The 14870-nt window shown below is 59.1% G+C and carries 12 protein-coding genes; 5 read left to right on the forward strand and 7 right to left on the reverse strand.

The window, feature by feature from the left end; translation table 11 throughout:
• Positions 1–3: 3 nt before the first annotated feature.
• Entirely contained in the window at positions 4–4845 is a 4842-nt protein-coding gene (locus ACA043_RS13905; RefSeq protein ID WP_497659478.1) for a dermonecrotic toxin domain-containing protein, read from the reverse strand.
• A 215-nt stretch (positions 4846–5060) separates the two neighbouring features.
• Here ACA043_RS13905 and ACA043_RS13910 point away from each other — a divergent pair, with 215 nt between their 5' ends.
• Positions 5061–6101 (forward strand): Ldh family oxidoreductase, encoded by a 1041-nt coding sequence (locus tag ACA043_RS13910; RefSeq protein ID WP_401267405.1) that lies wholly within the window; start codon positions 5061–5063, stop codon positions 6099–6101.
• A gap of 60 nt (positions 6102–6161) precedes the next feature.
• On the opposite strand, the gene ACA043_RS13915 is transcribed toward ACA043_RS13910, so the two are convergent.
• Positions 6162–6479, reverse strand: coding sequence for an ElaB/YgaM/YqjD family protein (locus ACA043_RS13915; RefSeq protein WP_187678344.1), 318 nt, complete (start codon positions 6477–6479; stop codon positions 6162–6164).
• 154 nt (positions 6480–6633) lie between these two features.
• Here ACA043_RS13915 and ACA043_RS13920 point away from each other — a divergent pair, with 154 nt between their 5' ends.
• Positions 6634–6888 (forward strand): hypothetical protein, encoded by a 255-nt coding sequence (locus ACA043_RS13920; RefSeq protein WP_187678345.1) that lies wholly within the window; start codon positions 6634–6636, stop codon positions 6886–6888.
• 7 nt (positions 6889–6895) lie between these two features.
• On the opposite strand, the gene ACA043_RS13925 is transcribed toward ACA043_RS13920, so the two are convergent.
• Entirely contained in the window at positions 6896–7810 is a 915-nt protein-coding gene (locus ACA043_RS13925) for a LysR family transcriptional regulator (protein ID WP_497618113.1), read from the reverse strand.
• A gap of 84 nt (positions 7811–7894) precedes the next feature.
• Here ACA043_RS13925 and ACA043_RS13930 point away from each other — a divergent pair, with 84 nt between their 5' ends.
• Positions 7895–8818: a carbon-nitrogen hydrolase family protein gene (locus tag ACA043_RS13930; protein ID WP_497659479.1), complete on the forward strand. Its 924-nt coding sequence runs from the start codon at positions 7895–7897 to the stop codon at positions 8816–8818.
• A 114-nt stretch (positions 8819–8932) separates the two neighbouring features.
• On the opposite strand, the gene ACA043_RS13935 is transcribed toward ACA043_RS13930, so the two are convergent.
• From ACA043_RS13935 to ACA043_RS13950, 4 genes are all read right to left on the reverse strand, one after another.
• Positions 8933–9481: a GNAT family N-acetyltransferase gene (locus tag ACA043_RS13935; protein ID WP_497659480.1), complete on the reverse strand. Its 549-nt coding sequence runs from the start codon at positions 9479–9481 to the stop codon at positions 8933–8935.
• 53 nt (positions 9482–9534) lie between these two features.
• Positions 9535–10008, reverse strand: a complete 474-nt coding sequence (locus ACA043_RS13940; protein WP_497659481.1) for an LEA/WHy family protein — start codon at positions 10006–10008, stop codon at positions 9535–9537.
• A gap of 66 nt (positions 10009–10074) precedes the next feature.
• The gene (locus ACA043_RS13945) at positions 10075–11541 is read right to left on the reverse strand and encodes a nucleobase:cation symporter-2 family protein (protein ID WP_305443510.1); all 1467 of its coding nucleotides are present in this window, start codon (positions 11539–11541) and stop codon (positions 10075–10077) included.
• A 182-nt stretch (positions 11542–11723) separates the two neighbouring features.
• Positions 11724–12617 (reverse strand): LysR family transcriptional regulator, encoded by an 894-nt coding sequence (locus tag ACA043_RS13950; protein ID WP_497659482.1) that lies wholly within the window; start codon positions 12615–12617, stop codon positions 11724–11726.
• A 99-nt stretch (positions 12618–12716) separates the two neighbouring features.
• Here ACA043_RS13950 and ACA043_RS13955 point away from each other — a divergent pair, with 99 nt between their 5' ends.
• Both ACA043_RS13955 and speB read left to right on the forward strand, forming a co-directional pair.
• Positions 12717–13808: a polyamine ABC transporter substrate-binding protein gene (locus tag ACA043_RS13955; RefSeq protein WP_497659483.1), complete on the forward strand. Its 1092-nt coding sequence runs from the start codon at positions 12717–12719 to the stop codon at positions 13806–13808.
• 27 nt (positions 13809–13835) lie between these two features.
• Entirely contained in the window at positions 13836–14795 is a 960-nt protein-coding gene (gene speB, locus ACA043_RS13960) for an agmatinase (RefSeq protein WP_497659484.1), read from the forward strand.
• The last annotated feature ends 75 nt before the right edge of the window (positions 14796–14870 follow it).

The following is a 14870-nucleotide window of genomic DNA, read 5'->3' on the forward strand; positions in this document are numbered from 1 at the left end:
GTTTCAGGGCTGTGGCACCGGATCCAGTTGCCGGCCCATCTCACAGATCAGCCGGGCGATGGAATCTGCGTTGCGCAGAATCACATCGATGCGCACATCCGCTGAGTTCTGATCAAGAAACGCATTGCGTGCTTCGTTCATGGTTGGGCTGGATGTCAGGGTAAGTATCGATTTGCTGAGGTCCTCAGCCCCCGGGATCTTGTCCAGACTGACGTACGAGCCTTTCTTTTTACTCCAGCGCGCAAACAGTTCGTCGCGGGGCGTCGCGAGTGACAGTGCCTGGGCCTGGAACGTTTCCAGTTCGTGTTTCATGGCCAATCCGTACAACGTGAAGGTCGTTATCAGATCGTGAAAAGGGCGACGCGACTCCAACGTGGCGAAATCTTCGGCCTTGGAATATTGATGAGCGAACTCGTGGATCAATATCGCAGCTTGAGCATGGCCATCAATGTCGAAAGGTTGCCCCAGTATCGATTTATACGAATCCAGTTGTTGGTTGAAAAAGTTTTCGGTGAAATGAACCATTTTGCGGTCGTCGTTGCTCAGCACGAACGCAATGATCGATGAAAAGAATGTATTGGAGCCGACAACGAAGCGATCGGTGTTCATCAGGTCATCGTCGGGATCCACTAACGCCTGGCAAATGGGCACAATCGCTTGGTTGAGTTTGCGCAACAACCCGGTATCAACTTGCGTGACGCCAAAAAACACCCTGAGGAATCCGTCCAGGCGGGTACCGGGAACATTAGCTTTCAACTGGGCCAGGTTATGAAGGCAATTGAATGCATAAAAGCGCGCAAGATCGACAGCGTGCTGAATGACTTGCGCCTTCTGTGGATGATCGCGCCGTATCTGCGCCATGCCAATCGCTTCGATGTTCAACATTGTCCTGCGATCCATCTCCACGGCATAACGCTTGTGCAGTTTGGAGATCGCTTTGCCGTAGTGCACTGCATGACGATCGGGCGCCAGCAAGAGACGCGACCCCGTCAGCCTTAATGACGGACCGGGCTGTTGATCGTTGACGATCTGCCAGACTGCGCCCGGTTGTTCGACACGATGGACCTTGCCGGCAATGGCGGTGTAGGTGTGTTTGCTGGTCGGATCCTCGTAAGTGCCGTTCTTCGTGTCCCGTTTGAGATCCTCGAGTGCTACAGCCGATGTTTCAAATGGCTGTAACTCGGTGCGCAGGGGTGAGGTTGTCCGGATCTGCGACCATGTGGGAGCGACCACTTCGGGCGGGTTCGTCGTCGTGTCGGCGACGTCGCTGCTACCTTCGGGTCTGATTGGGGGGGGACTCGGTATTTCGGCTGTCGTTGCCGCAGAGTCTTCGATCGCCAGGCGCCCCAGAGTGATCATTTGCAGGCCACCGGCGATAAACGATTTCAGGGCTTGCGTCCAGTGATGATCCTGAAGATTTTCCGCCGAGTCCTTGAAGTCTTTGTAAGCCTGCCAAAGAAACGTTACGTACGAGAGTTTGCCCGGCAGCAGGCCCGAGATCAGGCTGGCGCCATGGCTGAATAGTTTTTTCGCCGCGTCCCAATCGGCTTGGGCGGTGCTTTTGGACTGGCAACTCAACAGTTGCGGCAGTAGCTTGAGATTGTCGCTAAAGAACCTGTGTAAAAGATTGCCGGTGATGGTGTTGCCCGACAGCGTCATCTCGCTGACTTGGCCGGCGCTTGATTGCAACAGCCCCCGAAACACCGATTGCTGTGTCTGCGGCAGGCGGCGAATCACCAGATCCTGAAAAGTGCCCGGTGTGTTCACTGCCGCGATCAGGCTTGCCTCGTCGGCGAATTCACGCAGCAGTTGTTCCGCATAAGGCACATAGACGACCCGCGGCCCGGTATGGCCGCTGCCCGGTCCAATGACGTACACGCCCAACGCTTCCACGGCTGCTGCGCCTGCGGTTTTGATCAACGACAACGGATACACAAGCGCATGGGCACCTTCAACGGTGGTGCGCGCTATGCCATCCGGTATGTCCAACACCTGGCAGAGGTAGTCGAAGGCGCTGCCGGAGAGTTGTTGTTGCAGTTTCAATCCATGGGCATGTTGCAGCAGTTGCCAGGGGATCTGGCGAATGAAACGCTGTTTGCGCTCTTTGGCCTCAGGGTGGCCATCGGTGAGTGCGTCCGTTATCGATTTGGCGAAGGTTGTGGGGATGTCCAGCGACAGCAACAATTGCCTGACCGTCGCTTGGTCCAGACCGTCCGGGAGCTGTTTGAGGGTTTTCGAGGCGACTGCGAAACCGGTGCCTTGGGCAATGTTGATATGATTCAGCGCAAACTCGGTGAGGGGGCGGGCAGGCCCGGCCAAAGCCAGATTGGGCGTGATTTCGATGTCTTGCGGTTCCAGTTTGCTGTCTTTGAATCGAGTGTCGAGCAGTGACTTCAACGTTCGATTGACGTAGTCGTCGAGCGAAGGCATGCCGCTGAGGTAGTCCTTGTGGTCGACCACGCTGTGACGCCATTGCTCAAGCAGTTCGAGGTGTATTTGCTGCTCGCCAATGGGTGCCATGCCTAACCAGGCAGGAAGCGCCTGCTGTTGATTGATGGCCTTCGCCAGGTGAATGGTGCGCAGCAGATTGGTATCGATGGCCCTATTGGTCAGAGTGGCCAGCGCTGAAGTCAGTCCGCTTCGGCCTTTGAAGCGCTGACGAAGCTCGTCACACCGTGCAATGAAGTGCTCGATGCCTGATTGCACGAGGTTGTGCAGCACATTGTCTTCGATCAACCGCAAGGCACCCAAGGTGTATTGCTGATGGAATCGGCGTTCTTGTGGAAGCAGATTTTCCAACAGTGACAGGCGCCCCGAGCTGTCCTTGAGCCTTTGATTCAGCGCCAGTCGCGCTACTGCGATGCTGTTAAAAGCTTCCAGTCCAAGCGCGGGCGTCCACACAATCACTCTTCCTGAGTGCAAGTCGTCGAGGCCACCACGTTCGGTCAGCAACACACAGTGGGCTAGCGTCGATGAATCCTGACCGCCGGGAGTATCCAGTGTGATCGACCAGGCATCGGGCCGAAAACCGTTGAGTGAACGCCGATTGTCGCGGCTGGGCTGATCGGAGTAGAACACGGTATCGACGATCATCTGTTCGGCGGTTTTCAGTGAACCACTGAGCACGCGCAAGGCCGCTTCACCCGTCACCCCGACAAAGAGTGAATGAGCCAGTCGTGATTTCATGTTTTCCAGGTAGCTGCGTTGTGCGTCGACGCGGGTCACGGGCTGGACTTTGAATGAACTGGTGAGCAAGGGCTCGATTTCTTCGCAGGTTCTCGCGACCGCTGCGGCTTTCTGCACCCGCACTTCGGACGGTTGTTGAACACCCGCCAGCACTGGCCGTGTGGTCCAGCGCTCACCGGCATCGAGCTCCAGCAGGCGTTCATGAATCATGGCGCGAATATCCAGAGCCTTGTCGAACATGGCATGGATGTCTACGGCTCCGTCGCTGTGACGGAACACTTGTAAGGCATATTCGATGCTCTGTCTCTGTTTGGTGATGATCGCCTCAAACAGCACTTTGAAAATCTCGCCGCCAACGCTTTCTCCGGTCACCTGCGGCCGGTCGAAGCCGATAAAGCGTTTGCGCTCTTCAAGGTCCAGCAACCCATACAGTTCGTCCTCGTGGCCGGGTGCGCGGAACTTGCTCAACACGGTTCTTTTCAGGTCGTTGTAATCGGCTAGCACCTGCAGCCCCATGGTCGGGGTGTAAAGACAAACGTCGGTATGGCTGATCATCAACGAGCCTGCCAGTTCGACAAAGTTGGGTTCGTACTCCCACAGGCGCACGGTTTCGATGGTCGGGCGACGGGTTGGCAAGGCCGCGGGGCGAATCATCTGATGCAGGATGGCGAACTGGCTGGCATCGATGACGCCGGCTTCGCGTTTGAGCATCAGCTCGGCGCGTGCCTGATCTTCAAGGGCCTCACCGAAGAATTCACGTCGCGAGGCGCCCGCCCTGGCGGGGTCGTCCCAAAAGCGCTCCATTTCGCCAAACAGCAATATCTTGAGTTTGCCCGATGCTTGTTGCAGAGCGTTTTCCCATATCGCCTGATCGCCTGCGAACGGTGAATGCCTGGGGTTGGAAAACTCATGCAGCTGGTCAGTCGGCCAACGTTGATGCCGATAAAGCGTCAGCACCGCATCGCTCAGACTCGTTGAGTCGTGCCAGTGTCTGGCCGCCGCCGGGACACTGTCTTTGATGGGCGCGTCGGTGTAGAAATTGACCCGGGTTTGGGCCTGTTTGATGTGGGGGAAATCGGCCTTCAACAGATCGTCAAGGATCGCCTCCACCAGTGATGTCAGCGAAGGCAATTGTTTCAACTCGGCCAATATGGCCTCGGCGTTCAATTGCTGGCACGCGAGAATGGCGGCCTGCTGATGCTCGAACACATCGCCGTCGATGGTTTCGTACGTCAGCGTGAGGCTCCCTTGCTCGACAACCTGTCTGCGCTGGGCCAGCGAGAGAAAGGCCAATGTCTGATCCTGCTCATCAGCGTCCTGCAAGCGCTTCTCAAGTAACGTTTCAAGCGTCGCAAGGCTGTCGTATTTCTTGATGCCGTCGTAAGGGGTATACAGGATCGCGCCCTTGTCGTCGGGGGTCTCGGTGAGTATGAAACTACCGGCCAGGGTGATGGCGGTCGCCGGGCCGGCTGCGATACGAATTTTTTGCGCGACCATGGATGGGGATTGCTTGTTGCGCAGCGCCTGTGTGGCCAGTTTTACATGGGCCAGCCAATCGAAATCCTTGCCGTTGAGCTTGTGGGTTTGCCCCAACGCTTTCCTCTGGCCGGGAAAATTCAGGGTTTCGGGGAAAAGCAACGGGGCGGCGGGATCGGGCATCTTCGACTCTCGGTAATGGCGCGCTCGGCGCGAGAAAGGAGGGCCAAGACTAGGAGGAGAGGTCGACGCCGAGGTGGTAGATAGTTATCGCTTGGCAAGTGTTGCAGGCATTGCTGCCGTCGAAGGGTTGACAGGGGGCGGGGGCGGCGTGGTTAATCGCTGGGCAAGTTGTCCGTACGCTGTTGTTCCCTCCAATAATCATTCTGGAGCTTCAGATGTCTGCGCCACACAATTCTGTGTCTTCTGCTGTCTCGTCCTCGTTAACCCTCGAAGCGCTGACGCAAATGCTTGAAACGATTTTTCTGCGCCATGGCACGTCCACCGAAGTCGCCCAGGTGCTGGCCGCCAACTGCGCCGGAGCCGAACGCGATGGCGCCCACAGCCATGGCGTATTCCGGATTCCTGGCTACGTCTCGACCCTTAACAGCGGCTGGGTCAACGGGCACGCCGTGCCTCAGGTTGAAGATGTTGCCAGCGGGTTTGTGCGTGTCGATGCCGGCAATGGTTTTGCCCAGCCTGCGTTGGCAGCTGCGCGGCCTTTGCTGGTGGAAAAGGCGCGTAGCGCCGGGATCGCCGTGTTGGCGATTCGCAACTCGCATCACTTTGCCGCGCTGTGGCCGGATGTCGAGCCTTTCGCCGATGAAGGACTGGTGGCGCTCAGTGTCGTCAACAGCATGACCTGCGTAGTGCCACACGGCGCCGATCGCCCCTTGTTCGGGACCAATCCGATTGCCTTTGCCGCGCCACGGGCCGGTGCCGCGCCGATTGTCTTTGATCTGGCGACCAGTGCCATCGCCCATGGCGACGTGCAGATTGCTGCGCGCAAAGGCGAAAGGCTGGCGCCCGGAATGGGCGTTGACAGCCTTGGTCAGCCGACCCAGGACCCCAAGGCAATTCTTGAAGGCGGGGCGTTGTTGCCGTTTGGCGGCCACAAGGGCTCGGCGCTGTCGATGATGGTTGAGCTGTTGGCGGCGGCGTTGACCGGCGGCAATTTTTCTTTTGAATTCGATTGGTCAAACCATCCCGGTGCGAAAACACCGTGGACCGGGCAGTTGCTGATCGTGATCGACCCGAGCAAGGCGGCCGGGCAGGGTTTTGCCGAGCGCAGTGAGGAACTGGTGCGGCAGATGCACGGGGTTGGGCTTAAACGATTGCCGGGTGATCGTCGGCATTTGCAGCGGGCGAAGTCGCAGGTCGAGGGTGTCGTGCTGGATGAACAGACACTGGTGCAGTTGCGGGAACTGGCCGGTTATTGAGTTTTCCGCAGACATGAAAAAGGCGAGCCAACAGGCTCGCCTTTTTTATTACGCTGAGGCTCAGCGACGGCCAAGCAATAAGCCGACCACCAGACCGAAACCGGCGGAGATCGCCACGGTCTGCCAAGGATGACCGCCGATGTAGCTTTCGGTGGCCTCGACAGCGGGTTTGGTACGGTCGCGCACGCTGGAGACCGAATCCAGCGCCTGTTGCAGCTTCAGGGCGATTTGCCCGCGCAGGCTCTCCGCTTCTTCGCCGACCAGTGATGCGCTGCTCTTAAGCAGTTTGTCCGACTCTTCGATCAGAGCCTGAAGTTCGCTGAAGGCTTGATCCTTGATTTGCTCTTCGGCGGCTTGCACGGCGGATTTCCGGGCCATTGGGTGACTCCTTGCAGTTGAATGGACAGTGATCAATGGAGTGTGGCGCTTTGTAAAAAGTTGCACTGAATTTAGGTCAGGAATAAAAACCTGCGCGGGAGATTTCCGTCGAGCGTGTAAGATGTCGCCATTTTACGCAGCAGGATAATTCCCCATGAGTTTCAATCTGGCCGACAAATCCCTCGCAGAGCGCGCCGCGCTGGAAGACGAGAAATCCCGTCTGTTCGAACTCTGGCAGAACAATCTGGGCAAAGCCAAAGGTGAAGCCGCGCGCTTGTTCGGCGAACGCGCCAAGCGCAAGGGCAAATGGGCCGAGTGGGTGCGCGCGGAACTGGACGGCATGTCGCCGCCGGAGTTTGCCAACATGGTGCGCAGTGAAATCAATCGTTTGATGGCGGCGAGCAAGTAACGCCGTTTCAGCCCTGGGTGAAGCACGCGACAATCGCCTCGCGAACCTTCACCACCACCGGATCGATCTGCGTGCTGGTGCGCCAGCCCAGTTCGATCGGGTAGCGCGGCAAGGCCAGTGGGCAGGGCAGCAGCGTCAGCCCGTTGAGCGCGGCGATGCTCTCGGCGGCATGCGTCGGAATCGTCGCCACGGCCTGGCTGCCCTTTAGCAAATACGGCAACGCAGCAAAATGCGTGGTCGAGGCGCACACCCGGCGACTCAAGCCCAACGCCGCCAGCCCTTCATCGGTGATCCCGATAAAACCACCCGACGACACCAGCAGGTGATCGCGGGCGACGAACTCCTCCAGATCGATCTGCTGCTGGCCGGGCGCAAGGCTCGCCGGGTCCACCAGGCACGCATAGCCCCCTTCACCCAACACCTGACGGCTGAGCAAGCGTTCGGCAAACCCGCCGGCGGTGATTGCCAGATCGATGCTGCGCTCCATCAGTGCGCGAGCGACGATCTGGCTGTGGGTCTGGCGGAAGATCAGCCGCAGCTTCGGTGCGCTGCGGGCGAGTTCCTCGATCAACCGTCGGCCGTAGGCAATTTCGAAGTCGTCCGATAGCCCTACGGTGACCGAACGACCGTCGTAGTGATTGGCCGCCGGATCAATCATCGCCAGGCTCTGCCGGCATTTGTTCAGTGCATCGCTGACCACCGGTTTCAACTGATTGGCTTTAAGCGTCGGCGCCAGTCCGCGTCCGGTGCGCACGAACAATTGATCGCCATAGACATCCCGCAAACGCCGCAGCGCCGCACTGACCGCCGATTGCGTCACGCCAAGGCGCAGTGCGGCGCGGCTGGCGCTGGATTCCTCATGCAGGGCTTCGAAGACTTTCAGCAGGTTGAGGTCGACTTCGGCGATATTCATATGGCTCATATCATTCAGCAGTGATCGGGTCTTTATTCATGATCGCTGTGCGCTGGAGAATCAGCAACACTTGATACTGACGGAGTCATTGTGATGCCAAAATCAATTGTTGCAGCGCTGCAGATCGGTGCCTTGCCCGGTGGCAAGGGCGAAACCCTGGAGCAGATTCTGGGCTGGGAAGCGGCGATCATCGAGTCCGGCGCGGCATTGGTGGTGATGCCGGAAGCGTTGCTCGGCGGTTATCCGAAAGGTGAGGGATTCGGCACGCAACTGGGTTATCGACTGCCGGAAGGGCGCGAAGCATTTGCGCGGTATTTTGCCAATGCCATTGATGTGCCGGGTGCAGAAACCGAAGCGCTGGCCGGTTTGTCGGCCCGCACCGGGGCCAATCTGGTGATCGGCGTGATCGAGCGTGCCGGCAGCACCCTGTATTGCACGGCGTTGTACTTCGATCCGCAGGGCGGTCTGGTCGCCAAACACCGCAAACTGATGCCCACCGGTACGGAGCGACTGATCTGGGGCAAGGGCGACGGTTCGACGTTGCCGGTGCTCGACAGCCAGGTCGGCAAGCTCGGTGCGGTGGTGTGCTGGGAAAACATGATGCCGTTGCTGCGCACGGCGATGTACGCCAAGGGCGTTGAAGTCTGGTGCGCGCCGACCGTGGATGAGCGCGAGATGTGGCAGGTCAGCATGCGCCATATCGCCCATGAGGGACGCTGTTTTGTGGTCAGTGCTTGTCAGGTGCAGGCATCGCCGGATGAACTGGGGGTGGCGATTGCCAATTGGCCAGCGGATCGACCTTTGATTGCCGGGGGGAGCGTGATTGTCGGGCCAATGGGCGATGTGCTGGCGGGGCCGTTGCGCGGGGAGGCGGGGTTGCTCACGGCTGCAATCGATACCGACGAATTGATCCGCGCTCGCTACGATTACGACGTGGTCGGCCACTATGCGCGGCCGGATGTCTTCGAATTGTCTGTGGACGAACGCGCCAAGCCGGGTGTGCGTTTCAACACATAATTCCTGTCACTTGAAACCCTGTAGGAGCTGCCGAAGGCTGCGATCTTTTGATCTTTTTTTTTACAATCAAGGTCAAAAGATCGCAGCCTTCGGCAGCTCCTACAGGGGCGGGGTTCAGTGTTGAGTGCTCTGCCATTCCTCACGAGTGATTTCCCAGATTTCCCGAGGAAGTCGGCCGCTGACAAAGTTGTCTTCATCGGTACGTATCAAGCGCATCCCCGCACGCTCGGAGAGTCTGCGCGAGCCAATATTCGGTGCCGCTTTCGGCACACGCATCAGCGGGCGGTCGAGGGTTTTGAACCAGTAGTCAGTCACCGCCACACAGGCTTCGGTCATCAGGCCCTGGCCTTGCCACGCCGGCGCGAGCCAGAATCCACGGTTGTTGTCCTGTTGATCCATCAGGCTGATATTGCCGATCAACTGCTGCGGCGAGGCCTTCAGGCGAATCGACCAATGCCACTCCTTGCCAGCCACCATCGCTGGCAGCGCTATGTCACGCAAATAGGTGAGTGCGCCATCTTCCGGGTAGGGCCAAGGGACAGCGGCGTTGAGGTATCTCACCACTTCCCAGTGCGCAAACTGTTGCTGTACGGCCTCGGCATCTGCCAATTGCAAAGGGCGCAGGATCAGCCGTTCGGTATACAGCGTGGGTGTGTCTTCCATAAACCTGCGGCCTCCATGAGTGTCTTTGATAGACGTGCGAAGCTAACGCATTTTTACCAGGTCGCGGCGCTGGCCTTGGGCAGGCTGAGCTTGCCGCTGTCGGTAAAGCGCATGGTGCCGAACAGCCCGCCGGCGAGTTTGCCGCGCAGCACGTAGGGCAGGTTGTCGAGGGTCTGCGTCTGGCTCAGGCCGAGGGTCTGGCGTAGCACGGAGAATGCGGAAACGCTGACCGGAACGCTGACGATGGCTTCAGAGAAACGCCCGATGGTGCCGCTCTGATCGCTCACGCCCGAGGCCAGCGAGTGGCCGTTGACTTCCAGATCCAGGGCGATGCCGTTGTAGTCGATGGCGGTTTCGTTGGGGTTCTGCACGCGCAGCTTGATGGCGAAACGCACTTCAAGATCCTGGCTGGTCAATGGCTCAATGCCGACCACATTGATATTCACCGGATCGCGATTGGGGAACAGCGCGCAGGCGCTGAGGGACAACATAAGCAGTGACAGAACGACGGCGTGCAGACGGCGCATAAACAGTCTCTCAACAAAAAAGGGCTGAACCGTTACCGGCGCAGCCCTTTTTCGCAGGCGTCGCTTTTAGCGGTTCAACTGTGCGACAGCCGCTGGCGAGGCAGGTTCACCTTTGGCCGGGACATCCGGGTTTTCCATGACCTGAAGAATAGAGGCTTCCGGGTCGAAGTCGTCTTCTTCCAGTTCGATGAATTCTTCCGGCAGGAAGATGTTCAGCACGATAGCGCACAACGCCCCGACGGTGATTGGCGATTCGAAGATGTTACGCAGCGCTTGTGGCAACTCGCGCAGGACTTCCGGCACGGCGGCAATGCCCAGGCCCATACCCAGGGAAATCGCCACGATCAGCATGTTGCGTCGATGCAGGCCAGCCTCGGCGAGGATCTTGATCCCGGCCACGGCGACGGTGCCGAACATCACCAGTTCCGCGCCGCCGAGCACCGGTTTCGGCATCAGTTGCAGCACCGCACCGATCATCGGGAACAGCCCCAACACCACCAGCAGGCCAGCGATAAAGAAAGCGACGTAGCGGCTGGCCACGCCGGTCAACTGAATCACGCCGTTGTTCTGCGCAAAAGTCACCATCGGCATGCTGTTGAATACGGCGGCCATGGCCGAGTTGAGACCGTCGGCGAGCAGCCCGGACTTGATCCGGCGGATGTACAACGGACCTTTGACCGGTTGCCGGGAAATCATCGAGTTGGCGGTCAGATCACCGGCAGCTTCCAGCGGCGACACGAGGAAGATCACCGCCACTGGCACGAACGCCACCCAATCGAAATTGAAGCCGTACTTGAACGGCACCGGCACGCTTACCAGAGGCACTTCAGGCAGGCTGGCAAAATCCACGGTGCCCATCAGCCACGCGACCACGTAGCCGAGGGTCAGGCCGATCACAATCGCGCCCAACCGCAGGAACGGCACGTCGACGCGGTTCAACACCACGATGGTGCCGAGCACCAGCGCTGCCAGAAATACATGGCTGGCCGCGCCCAGATCGGCCGCACCGAAACCGCCGGCAATGTCGGTCATCGCCACTTTGATCAGCGACAGGCCCATCAACGTAATGATCGTGCCCGTGACCACCGGGGTGATGAGCATGCGCAGCTTGCCGATGAACTGGCTCAGCACCACTTCAATGAATGCAGCGAAAAAGCACACGCCAAAAATTGTCGAGAGGATTTCATCGGTGCCGCCACCGCGAGCCTTGACCATGAAACCGGCGCTGAGAATCACGCTGATAAAGGAAAAACTCGTGCCTTGCAGGCACAACAACCCCGAGCCGACCGGGCCGAACCGCTTGGCCTGCACGAAGGTGCCGAGTCCGGAAACGAACAGCGCCATGCTGATCAGGTAAGGGATTTCACTTTGCAGGCCGAGGGCGCCGCCCATGATCAGGGTCGGAGTGATGATGCCGACGAAGCTCGCCAACACGTGTTGCAGCGCGGCAAACACGGTAGCAGTGAGGTGCGGACGGTCGTTGAGACCGTAGATCAGATCGTTGTTGCGTGGGGCTTTTTCAGAGGCGGTCATGGTGATTTGCGTGCCGTGAGGCGGGGCCGGGTCAGAAAATGGAGGCGCAGAATGCCGGAAGAGGGCGGCGAGGGCAATGCAATAAAACTGCCTGAAAGGTCAGGTTTTATTGGGCGAGGAAGGTTTATCCATTTGTAGGCGCTGCCGAAAGCTCGGGCCGCGTTCGGACGATCTTTTAATCTTCAAGCAAACGCAGCAAGCAAATCCTCTTCAAAGGCAATCTGCGCATCCCCGGGTACCTGCGCACGGTGCCGAGCCAGATGAAACGCCACGTCAAAACTCAACTCGCCTTCGCGCACGGGCCGCAACAAGCCCTTGTCCTGCCAGCCACGCGCATAGTGATCGGGTAGATAACCGACATGTTTGCCCGACAAAATAAACGCCAGCGTGCCCTCGACCTGCTCCGAACGCGCCGAGCAGTGTTTTCCCTGAAACGGCTCATCAAACCGCAAAAACCGATACGGATGATCGACCCGGTCACAGGCCTCGATCGCGGCATCACTGGGCGCAATGTCCGTGAACAACGGATGACCCGGCGCGCAATACAAGTGCTGTGTCTCGCTGAACAACTGGCGGTAGTCGAACGCGCTTTGCACCTGCGAGAAATAGCCGATCGCCAGATCCAGCCGCTGTTGCAATAGCAAACGCTCCATTTCGCCGGGCATGGCGCTGATCAACTCGATGCGCACCGATTCATCCCGTTCCCGGAAGCGGCGGATGGCTTCGGCCACCCGTTGCAACACCGATTGGTCGACCGCTTCGGAAATACCGAGGCGCACTTCACCGATCAAACGCCCGGCGACGCCGTTGGATTGATGGCGGAAGGTTTCAATCGATTCGAACAGGGTGCGAACAGCGATCAGCAGTTGCTCGCCCTTGGGCGTAACACTGAAACCGCCCTTGCCACGGCTGCACAGGCGATAGCCGAGGCGAGTTTCCAGTTTGGCCATTTGTTGGCTGATGCTCGACTGGCTCAAGCCCAGTTCGCCTTGCGCTGCACTGAACCCGCCGCACTCGACCACCCGGACGAACAGGCGCAACAGCTGCAAGTCGACATCGTGAAGCTGCCCGAGCATCACATTACTCCGCAATAAAGTCAGGTTAATAAACTTGGAATTTTGCCAATGTATCCGAGCGCGCATTCTGTCACCACTTCCTCCGGTCAGGTGTTCGTCATGGCTCCCGTGTTCAAGCTGTGTTTCCCCGCGCTGTTGCTGTCCGTGGTCATCAATGCTCAGGCCGAGGAAAAAACCCTCAATCTCTATAGTTGGGCCGACTACGTGCCGCCGCAGACCTTGCAGCGCTTCGAGCAGGAAACCGGCATCCACGTGCGCTACGACACGTTCGATAGCTCTGAGGTGCTGGAAACCAAGTTGCTCACCGGTGGTAGCGGTTACGACGTGGTCGTGCCGTCCTCCAGCGTATTGGCCCGTGGGCTGGCGGCCGGAGCACTAAAAGAGATTCCTCACGATGGACTCAAGGGCTACGCCAACCTTGACCCGGATCTGCTAAAGAAACTCGCCGCCGTCGATCCTGGCAATCGCTACGGCGTGCCTTATACCTGGGGCACGCTCGGTCTGGGCATCAACGTCGAGGCGGTAAAACAACGTCTGCCAGACGTGCCGTTGAACAGCCTCGACTTACTGTTCAAGCCCGAATATGCGAGCAAGCTCAAGGACTGCGGCATCGCGATGCTCGATTCGCCGCAGGAAGTCATCGGGCTGGCGCTGCACTATCTCGGTAAAGATCCCTACAGCACCGACAAGCAGGATCTGGCCGCCGCCGAGGCGTTGTTACAGAAACTTCAACCATCGGTGCTCTATGTTGCGACCGGGCGCCAGATCAACGATCTGGCCAGCGGCAACGTGTGTCTGGCGCTGACGTACAACGGTGACGCGAGCATGGCGGCCGATCAGGCGCGCAAGGCCAACAAACCGTACGAAGTCGCCTACCGCATTCCCAAGGAAGGCACGCTGATCTGGCAGGACAACCTGGCGATCCCCAAAGACGCGCCGCATCCCGAGGCGGCGCGGGCGTTCATCGAGTTCATGCTGCGCCCCGATTCGGTGGCCGAACTGACCAACACACTGTTTTTTGCCAACGCCAATCAGTCCGCAACACCGCTGGTGGATGCGGCGGTGCGCAACGATCCGGATATCTACCCACCGACCGACGTGCGCGAACGGCTCTACGCCGACCGCAGCATGAACCTCAAGGACATGCGTCAGCGCACGCGTCTGTGGACCACTTTCCGTAGCCATCAATAACTCATCAATAACAACAGGAGCACACCGATGGATCAGCCCATGCTCAATGACCAGGCCCTGACCCGTGACAGCCTGTTCGGCACTGCCGCCGAAAGCACCTACGCCGGGATCACCAGTTTCATGCGCCGCCGCTATAGCCGCGACTTGCGCGGTGTCGACGTGGCGGTCAGCGGCGTGCCGTTCGACACCGCCACCAGCAACCGTCCGGGCGCGCGCTTCGGGCCACGGGGGATTCGTGCAGCGTCCAGCGGCATTGCCTGGGAACGCCACTGGCCGTGGGCATTTGATCCGTTCGATCATCTGGCAGTGATCGATTACGGCGATTGCGATTTCGATTACGGCTCGCCGCACACCATCCCGGAAAGCATTGAGGCCCACGCTGAACATATTCTCAGTGCCGGCAGCGCCATGCTCACGCTCGGTGGCGACCACTTCATCAGCTATCCACTGCTCAAGGCCCACGCACGCAAGCACGGCACGCTGTCGCTGATCCACTTCGATGCGCACAGCGATACCTGGCCGGACGAGGAGGGTAAACGAGTCGATCATGGCACCATGTTCTGGCATGCCGCGCGGGAAGGTTTGGTAGACCCGGCGCGTTCGGTGCAGATCGGTTTGCGCACCACCAACGATGATCATCAGGGCTTTCAGGTACTCGACGCCCGACAGGTGCATCGGCAAGGCTGCGAGGCGATTGTCGAGGCGATCCGGGCAAGGGTGGGCGACAACCCGGTGTACCTGACATTCGACATCGACTGCCTTGACCCGGCTTTTGCCCCGGGGACCGGAACGCCGGTGTGCGGCGGATTGAGCACCGTGCAAGCGCTGGAAATTCTCGGCGGCCTGCGCGGCATCAATCTGGTGGGCATGGACGTAGTGGAAGTTGCGCCGGCCTACGATCACGCGGAAGTCACCTCGCTTGCGGCGGCGACATTGGCCATGGAAATGCTCTGCCTCTACGCCGCCAGGCACAAAGTCGATCTCTGAAGCCCACAAAAACCTGTGTAGGAGCTGCCGAAGGCTCGGGCAGCTCCTATAGGGGATGTTTGGGCTGCAGGGCAT

This window comes from Pseudomonas sp. LBUM1648 (assembly GCF_059716145.1).

Bases quoted from the DNA above. Each gene is read 5' to 3' on its own strand.
- ACA043_RS13950 (WP_497659482.1), bottom strand. From the start codon at position 12,617: ATGCTCGGGCAGCTTCACGATGTCGACTTGCAGCTGTTGCGCCTGTTC.
- ACA043_RS13935 (WP_497659480.1), bottom strand. From the start codon at position 9,481: ATGGAAGACACACCCACGCTGTATACCGAACGGCTGATCCTGCGCCCT.
- ACA043_RS13920 (WP_187678345.1), top strand. From the start codon at position 6,634: ATGAGTTTCAATCTGGCCGACAAATCCCTCGCAGAGCGCGCCGCGCTG.
- ACA043_RS13910 (WP_401267405.1), top strand. From the start codon at position 5,061: ATGTCTGCGCCACACAATTCTGTGTCTTCTGCTGTCTCGTCCTCGTTA.
- ACA043_RS13925 (WP_497618113.1), bottom strand. From the start codon at position 7,810: ATGAGCCATATGAATATCGCCGAAGTCGACCTCAACCTGCTGAAAGTC.
- ACA043_RS13955 (WP_497659483.1), top strand. From the start codon at position 12,717: ATGGCTCCCGTGTTCAAGCTGTGTTTCCCCGCGCTGTTGCTGTCCGTG.
- ACA043_RS13930 (WP_497659479.1), top strand. From the start codon at position 7,895: ATGCCAAAATCAATTGTTGCAGCGCTGCAGATCGGTGCCTTGCCCGGT.
- speB (WP_497659484.1), top strand. From the start codon at position 13,836: ATGGATCAGCCCATGCTCAATGACCAGGCCCTGACCCGTGACAGCCTG.
- ACA043_RS13945 (WP_305443510.1), bottom strand. From the start codon at position 11,541: ATGACCGCCTCTGAAAAAGCCCCACGCAACAACGATCTGATCTACGGT.
- ACA043_RS13905 (WP_497659478.1), bottom strand. From the start codon at position 4,845: ATGCCCGATCCCGCCGCCCCGTTGCTTTTCCCCGAAACCCTGAATTTT.
- ACA043_RS13940 (WP_497659481.1), bottom strand. From the start codon at position 10,008: ATGCGCCGTCTGCACGCCGTCGTTCTGTCACTGCTTATGTTGTCCCTC.
- ACA043_RS13915 (WP_187678344.1), bottom strand. From the start codon at position 6,479: ATGGCCCGGAAATCCGCCGTGCAAGCCGCCGAAGAGCAAATCAAGGAT.